This is a genomic window from Serratia sp. MMO-28, assembly GCF_037199905.1.
Taxonomy (GTDB): domain Bacteria; phylum Pseudomonadota; class Gammaproteobacteria; order Enterobacterales; family Enterobacteriaceae; genus Chania; species Chania oryzae.
The window spans coordinates 18367-34328 of record NZ_JBBCVB010000043.1; the positions used below are offsets into that span (position 1 = coordinate 18367).

16 protein-coding genes and 1 riboswitch are annotated in these 15962 nt (G+C 56.2%); of the genes, 7 read left to right on the forward strand and 9 right to left on the reverse strand.

Annotated features, from left to right (window positions below; genetic code table 11):
• Window positions 1-107: 107 nt before the first annotated feature.
• Entirely contained in the window at window positions 108-1487 is a 1380-nt protein-coding gene (gene shiA, locus WG891_RS24835) for a shikimate transporter (RefSeq protein ID WP_337264878.1), read from the forward strand.
• Between the two features lie 213 nt (window positions 1488-1700).
• Here the strand turns inward: shiA and thiH are convergent, their stop codons facing one another.
• From thiH to rsd, 7 genes are all read right to left on the reverse strand, one after another.
• Entirely contained in the window at window positions 1701-2834 is a 1134-nt protein-coding gene (thiH, locus tag WG891_RS24840; protein WP_337264879.1) for a 2-iminoacetate synthase ThiH, read from the reverse strand.
• Window positions 2834-3613, reverse strand: a complete 780-nt coding sequence (locus WG891_RS24845) for a thiazole synthase (protein ID WP_337264880.1) — start codon at window positions 3611-3613, stop codon at window positions 2834-2836. The genes thiH and WG891_RS24845 overlap by 1 nt, the downstream gene beginning before the upstream one ends.
• A gap of 1 nt (window position 3614) precedes the next feature.
• Window positions 3615-3815, reverse strand: coding sequence for a sulfur carrier protein ThiS (thiS, locus tag WG891_RS24850; RefSeq protein WP_076944240.1), 201 nt, complete (start codon window positions 3813-3815; stop codon window positions 3615-3617).
• Window positions 3812-4561, reverse strand: a complete 750-nt coding sequence (locus WG891_RS24855) for a HesA/MoeB/ThiF family protein (protein ID WP_337264881.1) — start codon at window positions 4559-4561, stop codon at window positions 3812-3814. Before WG891_RS24855 ends, thiS begins: the two co-directional genes overlap by 4 nt.
• Window positions 4562-4565: 4 nt before the next feature.
• Window positions 4566-5204, reverse strand: a complete 639-nt coding sequence (thiE, locus tag WG891_RS24860) for a thiamine phosphate synthase (protein ID WP_337264882.1) — start codon at window positions 5202-5204, stop codon at window positions 4566-4568.
• Window positions 5197-7140 (reverse strand): phosphomethylpyrimidine synthase ThiC, encoded by a 1944-nt coding sequence (gene thiC / locus WG891_RS24865; RefSeq protein ID WP_337264883.1) that lies wholly within the window; start codon window positions 7138-7140, stop codon window positions 5197-5199. Before thiC ends, thiE begins: the two co-directional genes overlap by 8 nt.
• 114 nt (window positions 7141-7254) lie before the next feature.
• A riboswitch (TPP riboswitch) is annotated at window positions 7255-7378 on the reverse strand.
• A 130-nt stretch (window positions 7379-7508) separates the two neighbouring features.
• The gene (rsd, locus tag WG891_RS24870) at window positions 7509-8024 is read right to left on the reverse strand and encodes a sigma D regulator (protein WP_337264884.1); all 516 of its coding nucleotides are present in this window, start codon (window positions 8022-8024) and stop codon (window positions 7509-7511) included.
• Window positions 8025-8123: 99 nt separating this feature from the next.
• On the opposite strand from rsd, the gene nudC reads away from it, so the two are divergent.
• The 6 genes from nudC to WG891_RS24900 all read left to right on the forward strand — a co-directional run bounded on the left by nudC (window position 8124) and on the right by WG891_RS24900 (window position 12510).
• Window positions 8124-8891, forward strand: coding sequence for an NAD(+) diphosphatase (gene nudC / locus WG891_RS24875; RefSeq protein WP_156294379.1), 768 nt, complete (start codon window positions 8124-8126; stop codon window positions 8889-8891).
• Window positions 8892-8933: 42 nt separating this feature from the next.
• Window positions 8934-9998, forward strand: coding sequence for a uroporphyrinogen decarboxylase (gene hemE / locus WG891_RS24880; RefSeq protein ID WP_337264885.1), 1065 nt, complete (start codon window positions 8934-8936; stop codon window positions 9996-9998).
• Between the two features lie 17 nt (window positions 9999-10015).
• Entirely contained in the window at window positions 10016-10702 is a 687-nt protein-coding gene (gene nfi / locus WG891_RS24885) for a deoxyribonuclease V (protein ID WP_337264886.1), read from the forward strand.
• 48 nt (window positions 10703-10750) lie between these two features.
• Window positions 10751-11341: a YjaG family protein gene (locus WG891_RS24890; protein WP_337264887.1), complete on the forward strand. Its 591-nt coding sequence runs from the start codon at window positions 10751-10753 to the stop codon at window positions 11339-11341.
• Window positions 11342-11530: 189 nt separating this feature from the next.
• Window positions 11531-11803: a nucleoid-associated protein HU-alpha gene (hupA, locus tag WG891_RS24895; protein WP_012004757.1), complete on the forward strand. Its 273-nt coding sequence runs from the start codon at window positions 11531-11533 to the stop codon at window positions 11801-11803.
• A gap of 35 nt (window positions 11804-11838) precedes the next feature.
• The gene (locus WG891_RS24900; protein ID WP_337264888.1) at window positions 11839-12510 is read left to right on the forward strand and encodes a DUF1481 domain-containing protein; all 672 of its coding nucleotides are present in this window, start codon (window positions 11839-11841) and stop codon (window positions 12508-12510) included.
• Between the two features lie 58 nt (window positions 12511-12568).
• Here WG891_RS24900 and purD read toward each other — a convergent pair whose 3' ends face one another.
• Both purD and purH read right to left on the reverse strand, forming a co-directional pair.
• Window positions 12569-13852 (reverse strand): phosphoribosylamine--glycine ligase, encoded by a 1284-nt coding sequence (gene purD, locus WG891_RS24905; RefSeq protein WP_337264889.1) that lies wholly within the window; start codon window positions 13850-13852, stop codon window positions 12569-12571.
• Window positions 13853-13900: 48 nt separating this feature from the next.
• Window positions 13901-15490 carry a bifunctional phosphoribosylaminoimidazolecarboxamide formyltransferase/IMP cyclohydrolase gene (gene purH / locus WG891_RS24910; RefSeq protein ID WP_156294375.1) on the reverse strand — a complete coding sequence of 530 codons (1590 nt, stop codon included), beginning with the start codon at window positions 15488-15490 and terminating at the stop codon, window positions 13901-13903.
• Window positions 15491-15962 lie beyond the last annotated feature (472 nt).

The following is a 15962-nucleotide window of genomic DNA, read 5'->3' on the forward strand; positions in this document are numbered from 1 at the left end:
GCCATCTAAAGCCGATCTTTGATTGGTTGGATGTTCTAAAGCCCTGGCTATCACAGCCGGGGCTTTTTGTTGTAAAGTGCCTGTAAAGTTAAAACAACGGAATAGGCATGGATACCTCAACACCCTCAGTGCTCGCACAGGATAACAACCGGTTATCAATCAGTAATGACACCGCTGTAAACAGCGAAACTACACAGCCAACCCAGCACTCCCCCAGCCGAGCACGCCGTGCCGCATTAGGGAGTTTTGTTGGCGCAGTGGTCGACTGGTACGATTTTTTACTGTACGGAATAGTTGCCGCTCTGGTGTTTAATACAGAGTTTTTCCCTCAGGTCAGCCCAACGATGGGAACGCTGGCCGCTTTTGGTACCTTTGGCGTCGGTTTCCTGTTCCGCCCGCTGGGTGGGATCGTGTTTGGGCACTTCGGTGACAAATTGGGCCGCAAACGCATGCTGATGATCACCGTCTGGATGATGGGGATCGCCACCGCCTTGATTGGCCTGTTACCCTCTTTTGCGACGGCTGGCTGGTGGGCTCCGGTCATGCTGGTGCTACTACGTGCAGTTCAAGGGTTTGCCGTGGGTGGTGAATGGGGCGGAGCCGCCCTGCTGGCGGTTGAGAGTGCGCCTAAAAAGAAAAAAGCTTTTTACAGCAGTGGGGTACAGATTGGTTTCGGTGTCGGGCTGCTATTGGCAACCGGCTCGGTTTCCATTGTGAACCAGTTTACCACCAACGATGAGTTCATAAGCTGGGGCTGGCGTTTACCGTTCTTATTCAGCCTGGTGCTGGTTGCGATCGCCTGGTGGGTGCGTAACGGCATGGATGAATCGCTGGAGTTTGAAGCGAATAAAACGCTGCAGGACAGAGCCAACAAAATACGCAAATTCCCGATTTTTGAGGCCTTGCGCCAAAATCCCAAGGCATTTTTATTGATTATTGCCCTGAGGCTGGGTGAGTTGCTGACGATGTATATCGTGACGGCCTTTGCCCTGAATTACTCCACCGCTCACCTTGGCCTGGCGCGCGACTTGTTTCTTAACATCGGCTTATTGGTGGGAGCGGTGAGTTGTGTTTCTATTCCTTGTTTTGCCTATTTGGCCGATCGCTTTGGCCGACGTCGGATCTACGTGACTGGCGCGTTAATCGGTTTCGCTAGCGCAGTGCCGTTTTTCATGGCGCTAGAGAGCCGTAATACCTTGATGATTATACTTTTCGCCATCATGCTCGGGAACGTGGCGCACGACATGCTCGTCAGCGTACAGCAGCCGATGTTTACCGAATTGTTTGGCACTGCCTACCGTTACAGCGGTGCTGGGGTTGGTTATCAGGTCGCCAGCGTCGTCGGTGGTGGTTTCACGCCTTTTATCGCCGTCTTGCTGGTGGAATTTATGGGGGGCTCCTGGCATCTGGTTGCCGCCTATCTGGCCATCGGCTGCCTGCTGTCGGCGATCGTCGGCGCGAGTATGAAACCCCAGGCTGCGGATTGATCAAACAAGAATCCGGAGACGCGCGGGGGATATCCGCGCGCTCCGGGGTTTGGTAAGGCAAGGTTATCAAGAGGGGGAAGATAACCTTGGTTGGCTTCGGGTTTGATAACCAACGCTGCCACTATAACGGGGCCAATTTTCAGCACCAGCTCGGCTTGTGAGCTTTGCGTTTTGCTTCCAGCACTATTGGAGCACCTTTGTAACCGTTGCAGGTTATTGCGTAGTGCGCCCCAGATAATCATCCCAATCTTTCCACACCGGCTGTAAGCCTGCGGCACTGATGGCAAGTGCGACCTGCTGCGGTGTCCGGTCATCATGCGGTTCAAACTGCTCCAGCTCCGTGGGGGCGTCTTCTACGTAACCCCCTGGCTGGGTTTTTGAACCTGCGCTGACGTTGTTGATGGCTACCGGGATCATATGATCGCGGAAGAAAGGGGATTCACGGGTCGATAATGAAAGCTCAACGTCGGGAGCGAACAGGCGGAAGGCACAGATGAGTTGCACCAGTTGCGATTCACTCATCACCGAAGCGGGTTCGATCCCACCGGCACAGGGCCGCAAACGGGGGAACGAGATCGAGTAACGGCTTTGCCAGTAAGTTTGCTGTAGATAGAACAGATGCTCCGCCAGCAGGTAACAGTCGGCGCGCCAACTGCTGGAAAGCCCGATCAGCGCGCCGAGGCCGATCTTGTCGATCCCGGCGCGCCCTAGGCGATCCGGCGTTGCCAGCCGCCAGTGAAAATCCTGTTTCTGCCCGCGCAGATGGTGTTGCTGGTAAGTGGCTGAATGGTAGGTTTCCTGATAGACCATCACACCATCCAGCCCCAGGGCTTTCAACTCGGCGTACTCTTCTTCTGCCAGCGGCTGAACCTCCATCATCAACGAGCTGAAATGGCGGCGGATTTGCGGCAGATGCTGGCGGAAATACGCCATACCCACTTTGTTCTGGTGCTCACCGGTAACCAGCAGCAGGTGCTCAAAACCCAGTGCTTTGATCGCCGCACATTCCTGTTCGATCTCATCACTGTTGAGCGTTTTGCGCTTGATGCGGTTGCTCATGGAGAAACCGCAGTAGGTACAGTCGTTGGCGCACAGGTTGGAGAGATACAAAGGAACGTAAAAGCTGACCACGTTGCCGAAACGCTGGCGCGTCAGTTGCCGGGCGCGTTGTGCCAGCGGTTCCAGATAAGATGCTGCCGCGGGGGAAATCAGCGCCATAAAGTCATCGCGCGTCAGCTTTGCTGCGCTGAGTGCCCGTTCGACATCGCGTGTGGTTTTGCTGTTGATGCGCAGTTGGATGTCATCCCAATCCAGTTGTTGCCAGCGGCTACTGAAATTATCACTCATCAGCGAACCTCCTCAGAGTGGCTGAGAAACGCGGTCAGCGGGCTGGAGGCAACGGCGGTCCGCTGGCGATGACCCAATCCGGCACTGCGGGCTAACTCACCCGCTTCCAGCGCCAGGCGGAACGCCTGCGCCATTTGCACCGGATCCTGCGCGACGGCGATGGCGGTATTGACCAGCACCGCGTCGGCACCCAATTCCATGGCTTCCAGCGCATGGCTTGGCGCACCGATACCGGCATCGATCACCACTGGCACCTTGGCTTGTTCGATGATAATTTCGAGAAAATCACGGGTGAGCAGGCCACGGTTAGAGCCAATCGGTGCGCCGAGTGGCATTACCGCCGCGCAACCAGCTTCTTCCAACCGCTTACACAGCACCGGATCGGCACCGCAGTAGGGCAGCACGACGAAGCCCTCTTTGACCAGAATCTCTGCGGCTTTCAAGGTTTCGACCGGATCTGGCAGCAGGTATTTTACATCCGGGTGGATTTCCAGTTTTACCCAGTGAGTGCCGAGGGCTTCCCGTGCCAAGCGGGCAGCAAACACCGCTTCGGCGGCGGTTTTAGCGCCGGAGGTATTTGGCAATAGCTTCACACCTAACTGTTGCAGCGGAGCCAGAATGGCATCGTTACCGCCGCGCAGATCGACGCGTTTCATTGCCATGGTGATCAACTGGGAACCGGAGGCGTGCAAGGCGGCCAGCATCAAGGCCGGGGTGGCGAATTTGCCCGTGCCGGTAAACAAGCGTGAAGTAAAAGTGGTATCGGCGATTTGCAGCATGTCAGCCTCCGGCAATCGCTTGAAACAGCAGGATATCATCACCGTCCTGCACCTGGCGGGTTGCCCAGTCGGCGCGAGGAATGATGGTCTGGTTAATCGCCAGCGCAGTGCCCGGCTGGTGGCGATCCAGTTGTTCGAGTAAGGCGGTGACGCTCAATGCTTGCGCCAACTCCAACGGCTGGTCATTCAGCGTAATTTTCATGCGGCACCTCGGCAAACCGGGCAATTGCTGGCTTTGCTGAGTTGCAGGGTGCTCCAGCTCTGCTGTTTGCCGTCGAACAAACGCAGTTTGCCGCTGAGGGGGGAAGCCATCCCTGCCAGCATTTTGAGGGCTTCCAGCGCCTGAAGCGTGCCGATCGTCCCCACCACCGGGCCGAGCACGCCCGCCGTTCGGCAGTTACGCAGTGGCTCAGCTTGCTCAGGGTAAAGGCAGGCATAGCACCCTTGAGCGTATGGCGGTTCGATCACCAACAACTGACCGCTGAAACCGACCGCGCTGCCGCTGATCAAGGGCTTACTCGCCGCGACACAGGCACTGTTTACCGCGTGGCGGGTCGCCATATTGTCGCTGCAGTCCAGCACCAGATCGGCACGCGCCACGGCTTCGCTCAATATCGAACCCTGTAAGCGCTGTTCCAGCGCAATGCAGGCTACCAATGGGTTCAGCGCCTGCAATTGACGCTGTGCCAGCCGCGCTTTGCCTTGAGGGAGTTCATTACTGCGATAAAGGATTTGCCGCTGCAGGTTGGAGATATGCAGTTGGTCATCATCCGCCAGCAGCAGGGTGCCGACGCCAGCGGCAGCCAGATACAGTGCCGCCGGGGAGCCTAATCCCCCCAGGCCGACGATCAATACCGTAGATTGCTTCAGCCTTTCCTGGCCTTCTGGGCCGAACTCTTCCAGCAGCAGCTGGCGGCTGTAACGCAAAAATTCCTGATCGTTGAGCATGGCATTACTCCTTGCCTTCAATCAGCTTCAGCAGTTGTGCCGTAGCCAGACGCCAATCCGCGGCTTGGGTGATGGCGCTGACCAGTGCCACACTGCCCACGCCGCACTCCAGCACGGCGGGCACGCGATCGAGGCTGATCCCGCCGATCGCCACCGTTGGATACTCCTGTAAACCAGCGACATGGCGCCTCAGTTCCGCCAACCCTTGGGGGGCGGAAGGCATTTCCTTGGTTTGAGTGGGGAAGATATGCCCCAGCGCAATGTAGGAAGGTTTTATCGCAATGGCGCGGGCGATCTCGGCGTCGTCATGGGTCGATACCCCCAGGCGCAGTCCGGCCCGGTGAATGGCGGCCAGATCGGCAGTATCCAGATCCTCCTGCCCGAGATGCACGCCATAGGCGGCGTGTGTGATCGCCAGCCGCCAGTAGTCGTTGATAAACAGCCGCGCACGGTAGCGTTTGCCAAGCGCAATAGCGGCGGCAACGTCGGCTTCGACCTGTTCGTCCGGCAGATCTTTGATGCGTAATTGGATGGTGGTCACGCCTGCATCCAGCAGGCGTGCAATCCATTCAACGCTGTCCACCACCGGGTAAAGCCCCAGTTCGTGTGGCGTGGCAGGGAAGGGCGTAGTGATTTCAGTCATTGTTCACCTCTTCCTGCAGGTTGGCTGCGCTGTGATACAGTTCGCTGCCGCGCGAGCGGAATTCGGCAGACATTTTCTCCATGCCGGAAAGCTGGACTTCGACCGGTTTGGCGGCTTCTTGTGCGGCGGCGTAGTCGCGCACTTCCTGCGAGATTTTCATCGAGCAGAATTTCGGCCCGCACATGGAGCAGAAATGGGCAATCTTGCCGGACTCCTGCGGCAGCGTTTCATCGTGATAAGCACGGGCAGTGTCCGGATCCAGCGCCAGGTTGAACTGATCCTCCCAGCGGAATTCAAAACGCGCCTTGGACATGGCGTTATCACGGATCTGTGCACCCGGATGGCCCTTCGCCAGATCGGCGGCGTGGGCGGCAATCTTATAAGTGATTAACCCCTGCTTCACGTCTTCCTTATTCGGCAGGCCAAGGTGCTCTTTCGGCGTGACGTAGCACAGCATCGCGCAGCCGAACCAGCCGATCATGGCGGCACCAATCCCCGAGGTGAAGTGGTCGTAGCCTGGCGCAATATCGGTGGTCAATGGGCCAAGGGTATAGAACGGTGCTTCGTGGCAATGTTCCAGTTCTTCGGTCATATTGCGGCGGATCATTTGCATCGGCACGTGGCCTGGGCCTTCGATCATCACCTGTACGTCATATTCCCAGGCGATTTTGGTCAGTTCGCCCAGCGTGTGCAGTTCAGCAAACTGGGCTTCGTCGTTGGCATCCTGAATAGAACCGGGGCGCAGGCCGTCACCGAGCGACAAGGCAACGTCGTAGGCGGCGCAGATTTTGCAGATCTCGCGGAAGTGCTGATAGAGGAAGTTTTCCTGATGGTGCGACAGGCACCATTTCGCCATGATCGAACCCCCGCGTGACACGATGCCGGTCAGGCGTTTGGCGGTCATCGGCACATAGCGCAGCAGCACGCCGGCGTGAATGGTGAAGTAGTCCACGCCCTGTTCCGCCTGTTCCAGCAGAGTATCGCGGAACATTTCCCAGGTCAGGTTTTCCGCCACACCGTTCACTTTTTCCAGCGCCTGATAGATCGGCACGGTGCCAATCGGCACTGGGCTGTTACGCAGGATCCATTCACGGGTTTCGTGGATATAGCGCCCAGTGGAGAGATCCATCACGGTATCTGCGCCCCAGCGGGTAGACCACACCAGCTTTTCTACTTCTTCTTCGATCGACGACGTGACCGCCGAGTTACCGATATTGGCATTCACTTTCACCAGGAAGTTGCGGCCAATGATCATCGGCTCGGATTCCGGGTGGTTGATGTTGGCGGGGATGATAGCGCGGCCAGCGGCCACTTCCTGGCGCACAAATTCCGGCGTGATGTTTTCTGGCAGATTGGCCCCCCAGTTCTGGCCGGGATGCTGTTGGCGTAACACGCCACCACGAATCCGTTCACGCCCCATGTTCTCGCGGATGGCGATGAACTCCATCTCTGGCGTGATAATGCCCGCGCGGGCGTAATGCAATTGGGTAACGCGTTTGCCGGGCAGGGCCTTGCGTGGCAACGGCAGGTGTTCGAAGCGCAGATGATCCAGCCCTTCGTCCGCCAGGCGCTGCTGGGTAAAGCCGGAACTGACCGTGTTCAAGGTTTCGCTATCCGCACGCTCCTCAATCCAGCCTGCCCGCAGCTTTTCCAGGCCGCGATGGACATCCAATGTGGCGTGCGGGTCGCCATAAGGGCCAGCGGTGTCATACACCGGAATCGCCTCATTCGCTTCATACTGTGGGTTATCTTTGCTGCCGCCGGTAAGCGTCGGGCTAAGCTGGATTTCACGCATGGGAACACGGATATCGCTGCGTGAGCCTTGCAGATAAATACGCTGTGAGTTGGGGAAAGTCACGCCCTGTAAGGCATTGATAAACTGCTGTGCTTCGTCACGCTGCTGTTTGCGGGCACGGGGTTTTTTCATCGTAGACATAGCAAATTCCTATCAGTGGGTGATGTGTGGAAAATTGCTTGTCTGGAGCTCGGAGGGAGTAATGATGCTGGCCAAAAAAGCAGCGAGATCCTGGATCGGAAAAGCTGTGTTCGGCGATAGATTACTCTTGTTCCCTTCGCGGGTATTAACCCGATCAGGTTCCGCGGATCCCGAATTAACGGTCTCAGCCTGGCTGATTTGCTAAACAGATCAACGCTAGGCACTCCGACAAGAAGCCACCAGTATAGGAGGGTGAATAAAAACTACAAGCCTGCCTTTGATCTTTCATGCTGCGGCGTTGTTGGCGGTGCGAGGTGATCCGGCCCGTCCGTGGGCCTGCACTATGACGTTGAAATGGGTTGGCAGGATTAGGCTGGGTTTTCCAGCGTATCGGAATTGGCAGCCCCAGGTTGCGCTTGTTGCCAGGTTTCCGCTGCCAGTTGAATCAGTTGATCCTCCAGGGCAAAGCGTGAGGCCAGCGCCTCGCCGATATCTGACAGCGCCTGATGAAACTCCAGGCAGACGTCCTGATCGATCTCCACTTCGGTATAACGATCGTGGAATGCCATGATGGTTTCGGTATTGGCCTGTAACTTTGGGTAGAACTTGGTGGTTAGCGCCATTTTCGGGCTGGCTGAGCCTTCCACCTGCTTGATAATTTTGCCGTAGATGTGAAAATGCCCGTCAGAGAGATAATCCACCAGATTCTGGCAAAAGTTCTCCAGCGCTTTTTCGTTCAGCGGCGTACGCTTTTCTTTGTTCGGTTTGATGCCTACCAAAGTGCAGTAAGCGACCAGTAATTGCTTGCGTGCTTGTAGCCATTGATCAACTAATTCATTACTGCCACCAACGCGTTGAGTCAGGCTTTCCAACTGGTTGAGCATGTTTGACTCCGTGAGTAAGAGAAAGAAACAGTAAGTTATTAAAATGTAACAAAGAACAACTCCTAGATTGCCAGTGAAGCGGAGGTTGTGCAACAACATATGGAACTTGCATTAACGGGTAACGAAAATGGCTGGTGGATCGTCAGCCATGAAAGCAAAATTTGGCTGCCAAACGGTGAGCTGCCACTGGGTTTGGCGGCGTCATTTGCCCTGCAGGGGCGGCAGGCCCGTCAGATTGGCGAATGGGATGGGGTACCGGTATGGCTGATATGCCAGCCGATGCCGAAAGAGATGGGATCGGTGCGGCAGTTGCTCGATCTTGATCGTGGCCTGTTCCAACTTGCCGGGCGCGGCGTGCAACTGGCTGACTTTTATCGTTCACATAAGTTTTGTGGCTATTGCGGTCATGAAATGGTACTCAGCCGCACCGAAAGCGCCTGCTTGTGCAATCACTGTCGTGAGCGTTATTACCCGCAGATTGCACCGTGCGTGATCGTCGCGATCCGTCGCGATGATGAGATCCTGTTGGCGCAGCACGTGCGTCACCGCGGTGGGATCCATACCGTGCTGGCCGGGTTTGTCGAAGTGGGTGAAACGCTGGAACAGGCGGTAGCGCGTGAGGTGATGGAAGAAAGCAATATTTCGATCACCAACCTGCGTTATGTGACCTCTCAACCCTGGCCATTCCCCCATTCGCTGATGATGGCCTTTATGGCGGACTATCAGGGCGGCGAACTGCGCCACGATCCGAAAGAGTTGCTCAACGCCGGCTGGTATCGCCACGATCGGCTGCCATTGTTACCACCTCCGGGCACCGTGGCGCGCCGGCTGATCGAGGATACCGTGGCGCTGTGTCGGGCAGAATAGAATCATGTACAATGGCGCCAGATGATGACGGGAGCCCGATAAATGAATGAGTTGAAGAACGATCGCTACCTGCGTGCCTTGCTGCGCCAGCCGGTTGATGTAACCCCTGTGTGGATGATGCGTCAGGCCGGTCGTTACCTGCCGGAATATAAGGCGACCCGCGCCCAGGCCGGTGATTTTATGTCGCTGTGCAAAAATGCGGAATTAGCCTGTGAAGTGACGTTACAGCCGCTGCGCCGCTATGCGCTGGACGCCGCTATTCTGTTCTCCGACATTCTTACTATTCCCGATGCCATGGGCTTGGGGCTTTATTTCGAAGCCGGCGAAGGGCCACGTTTTTCATCCCCGATTACCTGCCGGGCCGATGTGGAAAAGCTGCCAGCGTTTGATCCTGAAGATGAACTGGGTTACGTCATGAATGCGGTGCGCACCATTCGCCGTGAGCTAAAAGGTGCCGTGCCGCTGATCGGTTTCTCCGGCAGCCCCTGGACGCTGGCTACTTATATGGTGGAAGGTGGCAGCAGCAAGGCGTTTACCAAGCTGAAGAAGATGATGTACGCCGAGCCGCAAACGTTGCATCTGCTGCTGGATAAGCTGGCAGACAGCGTCATTTTGTATCTCAATGCTCAAATCAAAGCCGGTGCGCAATCGGTCATGGTGTTTGATACCTGGGGCGGTGTGCTGACTGGCCGCGACTACCTGGAGTTCTCGCTGCAATACATGCATAAAATCGTTGATGGCCTGCTGCATGAAAATGATGGCCGCCGGGTGCCGGTAACCTTATTCACCAAAGGGGGCGGGCAGTGGCTGGAAGCTATGGCCGCGACCGGTTGTGATGCGTTGGGCCTGGATTGGACGACGGATATCGCCGACGCGCGCCGTCGCGTGGGTCACCAGGTTGCCCTGCAGGGCAATATGGATCCTTCGATGCTGTATGCCGCGCCGGAACGTATCGCGCAAGAAGTGGAAAGCATTCTGGCTGGCTTTGGCCACGGCGAAGGGCACGTATTTAACCTGGGGCACGGTATCCACCAGGATGTCCCGCCAGAGCATGCTGGAGCTTTTGTTGAAGCCGTGCATGCGCTTTCGGCTAAATACCATCGCTGAACCGGTAAGGAGGCGCTGTGATTGATACTCAGGCCCTGCGCATGGAACAGTTACAGCGTGCGGGAGACGTCATTCGTCATGACGATTTTCTGCAAAATCCGCCGGTTTTTATTGCCGGTGCCGATGTCGGTTTTGAGCAAGAAGGCGCGGTGACGCGCGCTGCGATTGCGATTCTGCGCTATCCTTCTTTGCAACTGGTGGAATACCGCGTGGCGCGTATCAAGACCACCATGCCCTATATTCCCGGATTTCTTTCGTTCCGTGAGTACCCGGCGCTGCTTGCCGCGTGGGAGCAACTGCAACAGAAACCCGACCTGATCTTCGTCGATGGGCATGGTATCTCGCATCCGCGGCGTTTGGGCGTGGCCAGCCACTTTGGTCTGCTGGTTGATGTGCCGACCATCGGCGTGGCGAAGCAGCGTTTGTGCGGCACCTTTGCCCCGCTTGATGCTGCGGTGGGGGCGTTGGCAGCGTTAGAAGATAAGGGCGAACAGCTTGGTTGGGTGTGGCGCAGCAAGGCGCGCTGTAACCCGCTGTTTATTGCTACCGGGCATCGCGTGAGCACGGCTAGCGCATTGGCCTGGGTGCAGCGCTGTATGGCAGGATACCGCCTGCCGGAACCTACGCGTTGGGCCGATGCCATCGCTTCGCGCCGTCCGGCCTTTGTTCGCTGGTTACAGCAACATCCAGAGATGTCGACCTGAGCGATTTCGGGTACACTGCGCGGCAGATAACGAGTAAGAGAGTAGATAATGCTACGTAACCCGATTCATTTACGCTTGGAAAAGCTGGAAAGCTGGCAACATTTGACCTTTATGGCGAGTTTGTGCGAGCGTATGTACCCGAATTACCAGATGTTCTGCCTGCAAACCGGGTTTGGCGATCCGGCAGTTTATCGCCGTATTCTGGATCTGGTGTGGGAAACGCTGGTGGTGAAAGACGCCAAGGTTAACTTTGACAGCCAATTGGAAAAGCTGGAAGAGGCGATCCCGTCGGCTGAGGATTACGATCTTTACGGTGTTTACCCGGCGATTGATGCCTGTATCGCATTAGGGGAGCTGATCCATTCGCGCCTCAGCGGTGAGACGCTGGAGCATGCCGTTGCCATCAGCGAAACGTCAATTCGCACCGTGGCGATGCTGGAAATGACCCAGGCTGGCAAAGAAATGACCGACGAAGAGCTGAAGGTTTTGCCAGCGATTGAGGAAGAATGGGACATCCAATGGGAGATTTTCCGCCTGTTGGCCGCCAGTGAAGAGCGCGATTTGGATCTGATCAAAGGGTTACGATCTGACCTGCGCGAGGCGGCGGTAAGTAACATCGGGATAAATTTAACGCAATAAGGCAAGAAAACGTGATTTAACGCCTGATTTGTCATGCCTTAAGGCTTCACATCCGCACCCTGTCTGGTCTACATTTGGGGGGCGAAAAAAAAGTGGCTATCGGTGCGTGTATGCAGGAGGGTGCTGTCAATCGGCATATCCGTCGCACTCGATGCTTTGCAAACGATAAACACACTGTAAGGATAACTTATGAACAAGACTCAACTGATTGATGTAATCGCGGACAAGGCTGACCTTTCCAAAGCACAAGCTAAACTGGCTCTGGAATCTACCTTGGCTGCTATTACTGAGTCTCTGAAAGAAGGTGATGCAGTACAATTGGTTGGTTTCGGTACTTTCAAGGTAAACCATCGTAACGAGCGCACTGGCCGCAACCCACAGACTGGTAAAGAAATCAAAATCGCAGCTGCTAATGTACCTGCGTTCGTTTCTGGCAAAGCACTGAAAGACGCAGTCAAATAAGACGCGTGTTGTTGAGAAGATTAAACAGGGGGGCGATGGCGCCCCTTTTGTTTGCCCGCCGTGTACTTATGGTGGTTGCCGTGATCGGCGGCCTGAGCGCCTGTAGCTTACGTTCAGCGCCGCCCGCCTTTACTGCCAGTGGTTTTGTTGCCGATCAGGGAGTTATCCGCCTGTGGCGCAAAGACGACGGCCAGCAGCGCCCTATGGTGCTGATGAGCGTCTATAGCCCCTATCGTGGGCCCGGTACGATAACGACTCTGTATGAATACCAAAATGGCGTACTGCGCCAGATCAAGCGTACCGATGCCGATGGCGATCGTGACTCGATTCAATTGCGTTTTACCGCTGACGGTACGGTCAGCTTTATGCAGCGCCAATTGCCGACGCGGCGTGAAAAACTCTCTAGTGATGAGATCGCGCTTTACCAATATCAGGCTCGCCGTATCCTGGAAGTGAGCGATGCGCTCAATGCTGGCCGGGTCAGGCTGTTACAGGGGCGTTGGCAGCAGGGGACTGTGCGATCGTGCCGTGGTGAAGTGCTGAAGCCAGACTTCGGCAAGCGGGCTGAGGCCTGGATTACGCAGCGTGCGGCCAACAGCAGCCAACCGTTGAGCGTTGCCTGGCTGGATGGGCCGGAAGGCCGCGAATTACTGCTGGTGGCGAACGACGATTTCTGCCGTTGGGAACCCACGGAAGATTCACTCTAGAACAGCCAATAAAAAAGGCTCTGCGAACAGAGCCCCCTCGTTTTAACCTTGATCGAGCTTATTTGCCACGGGCAATCGCGCGGTAGCCAATATCCTTACGGCAGAAACTGCCTTGCCACTGAATACTCTCCGCCAACTGATAAGCGCGTTGCTGTGCTTCTGCCACCGTTGCGCCCAAGGCCGTCACGCACAAGACGCGGCCGCCGCTGGTGACCACGTCATTCCCTTGCAGACGCGTACCGGCATGGAATACTTTTCCGTCGGCCGCTTCCTGCTGTGGCAAACCCTGGATCACATCGCCACTACGGTAATCACTCGGGTAACCCCCGGCAGCCAGCACCACGCCTAAGGAAGGGCGCGGGTCCCACTCGGAGGTTTTCTCGCCCAGCTTACCTTCGGCGCCTGCCAGGCACAGTTCAACCAGATCGGAACGCAGGCGTAGCATGATGGGCTGAGTTTCCGGGTCACCAAAGCGGCAGTTGAATTCAATCACCTTAGGTTGCCCGTCGGCAGCAATCATCAGGCCGGCATACAGGAAGCCCACGTAGGTATTACCTTCCGCCGCCATGCCGCGTACGGTGGGCCAGATCACCTGATCCATCACGCGCTGGTGGATCTCATCAGTGACTACGGGGGCCGGTGAGTAAGCGCCCATGCCGCCGGTATTCGGGCCGGTATCACCATCGCCTACACGTTTGTGATCCTGGCTGGTGGCCATCGGAACCACGTTTTCGCCGTCCACCATCACGATAAAGCTGGCTTCTTCGCCTTCAAGGAATTCCTCAATCACGATACGGTGCCCGGCGTCGCCAAAGGCATTGCCCGCCAGCATATCCTGAATGGCGTCTTCTGCTTCTTTCAGCGTCATGGCAACGATCACGCCTTTACCGGCTGCCAAGCCGTCAGCCTTGATCACGATCGGTGCGCCCTTGCTGCGCACGTACGCCAGCGCGGGCTCAACCTCGGTGAAATTCTGGTATTCCGCGCTTGGGATCGCATGGCGTGCCAGGAAATCTTTGGTAAAGGCTTTGGAACCCTCTAGCTGGGCGGCAGCCTGCGATGGGCCAAAGATTTTCAGCCCGGCAGCTTGGAAAGCATCAACCACGCCGATGACTAACGGGGCTTCCGGGCCGACAATGGTGAGATCGATAGCATGACTTGTGGCAAAAGCCAGCAGCGCCGGGATATCGGTGGGGGCGATATCCACATTGGTCAGGTTGTTTTCCAGCGCGGTGCCTGCATTGCCCGGCGCAACGTAAACCTTTTTCGCCAGCGGTGATTGGGCTGCTTTCCAGGCCAACGCATGTTCGCGCCCACCGTTACCGATAATCAGAATATTCATCAGGTGCTCCATAAACAGCGTGCACCTTGGTGCACGCAGCAAAAGGGATTAATGGCGGAAGTGACGCATGTCGGTGAAGATCATTGCAATACCGTGCTCGTTGGCGGCGGCGATCACTTCGTCATCGCGGATCGAACCACCTGGCTGGATCACGCAGGTAATACCTACCGCCGCGGCGGCGTCGATACCATCACGGAACGGGAAGAAAGCGTCAGAGGCCATAGCGGAACCTTGCACTTCCAGGCCCTCGTCGGCGGCTTTGATCCCTGCAATCTTGGCAGAGTAAACACGGCTCATCTGGCCCGCCCCAATGCCGATGGTCATGTTGTCACGGGCATAAACGATCGCGTTAGATTTAACAAACTTAGCCACTTTCCAGCAGAACAGCGCATCACGCAGCTCTTGCGCCGTTGGCTGGCGTTCAGAAACCACGCGCAGATCGCTTGCAGTCACCATGCCCAGATCGCGATCCTGCACCAGCAGGCCGCCGTTGACGCGTTTGAAGTCCAGACCCGCAACACGTTGCTGCCACTGACCGCAGGCCAGAACGCGCACATTCTGTTTGGCAGCCAGCAGGGAACGGGCTTCATCACTGATGCTCGGTGCGATGATGACTTCAACAAATTGGCGGCTGATGATTGCTTTTGCAGTTTCAGCATCCAGCTCGCGGTTAAAAGCGATAATGCCACCAAAGGCGGAAGTAGGATCGGTCTGGTAGGCGCGATCGTAAGCGGTAAACAGGTTTGCACCGATCGCGACACCACAAGGGTTGGCGTGTTTGACGATCACACAAGCTGGTTCGGCAAACTCTTTCACACATTCCAGTGCGGCGTCGGTATCGGCGATGTTGTTGTAAGAGAGCGCCTTGCCCTGGAGTTGCGTGGCGGTGGCGACGGACGCTTCCTGCAGGTTCTCTTCTATATAGAAGGCGGCTTGCTGGTGGCTGTTCTCGCCATAGCGCATATCCTGTTTCTTGATGTAGTTCAGGTTCAGGGTACGCGGGAAGCGGCCAGAGGGTTGATCGGTTTCGCCGTGATAGGCTGGAACCAGTGCGCCAAAGTAGTTAGCGATCATGCTGTCGTATGCGGCGGTATGTTCAAAGGCCTTGATCGCCAGATCGAATCGGGTTGGATAGCGCAGGGATCCCGCGTTGTTATCCATTTCGGTAATGATGGCGGCGTAGTCACTGCTCTTCACCACGATGGCCACGTCTTTGTGGTTCTTGGCGGCAGAGCGCACCATGGTTGGGCCACCGATGTCGATATTCTCAACCGCATCTTCCAAGGAGCAGTCCGGGCGAGCCACGGTTTGGGCGAAGGGGTATAGATTCACAACCACCATATCGATCGGTTTGATCGCATGCTGCTCCATGATGGCATCATCCTGGCCGCGACGGCCAAGAATGCCACCGTGCACTTTCGGATGCAGGGTCTTCACTCGTCCATCCATCATTTCCGGGAAACCGGTATAGTCAGAAACTTCGGTAACAGGCAGACCGGCATCCGCCAGCAGGCGGGCGGTGCCACCGGTGGAAAGCAGTTCTACGCCTCTCTGAGAGAGAGCTTCGGCGAATTCAACGATACCGGCTTTATCAGACACGCTGAGCAGAGCCCGGCGGATTGGACGAGGTTGTTGCATGGTTTTATCCCTTGGCTTTGAGTCGCAATATAAAGAGCGTTACGTGAATCTCTACCTTATATAAAGGTTCTAGAGGAGCAACAGGAACAGATTCAGGTAACGCCCCCGTAAAAAAGGGGGATCATTTCGTCGCGGGAATTGTAGCGAAAACGTTTGCGCGGTGCTCGTAAAATTTCCGGGCAAATACGTTCTGTGGATAAGTTAGTGCATAACCAGGTATAAGGGGGGCTTTTGCTGTGGAATGCAGCAAACGGTGAGTTTTGTCGAAAATAGCTGTTGCGGCCTGCGTGGAACTCCCTATAATGCGCCTCCATCGACCGGGAACGTGTGAATCACTTCACAGAGTATCCAGGGGTCGCAGAGAAAAAACCTGAAATTTAGGGTTGACTCTGAAAGAGGAAAGCGTAATATACGCCACCTCGAGTTAGCAAGCGAAAGCGCGTAACTCACTGCTCTTTAACAATTTATCAGA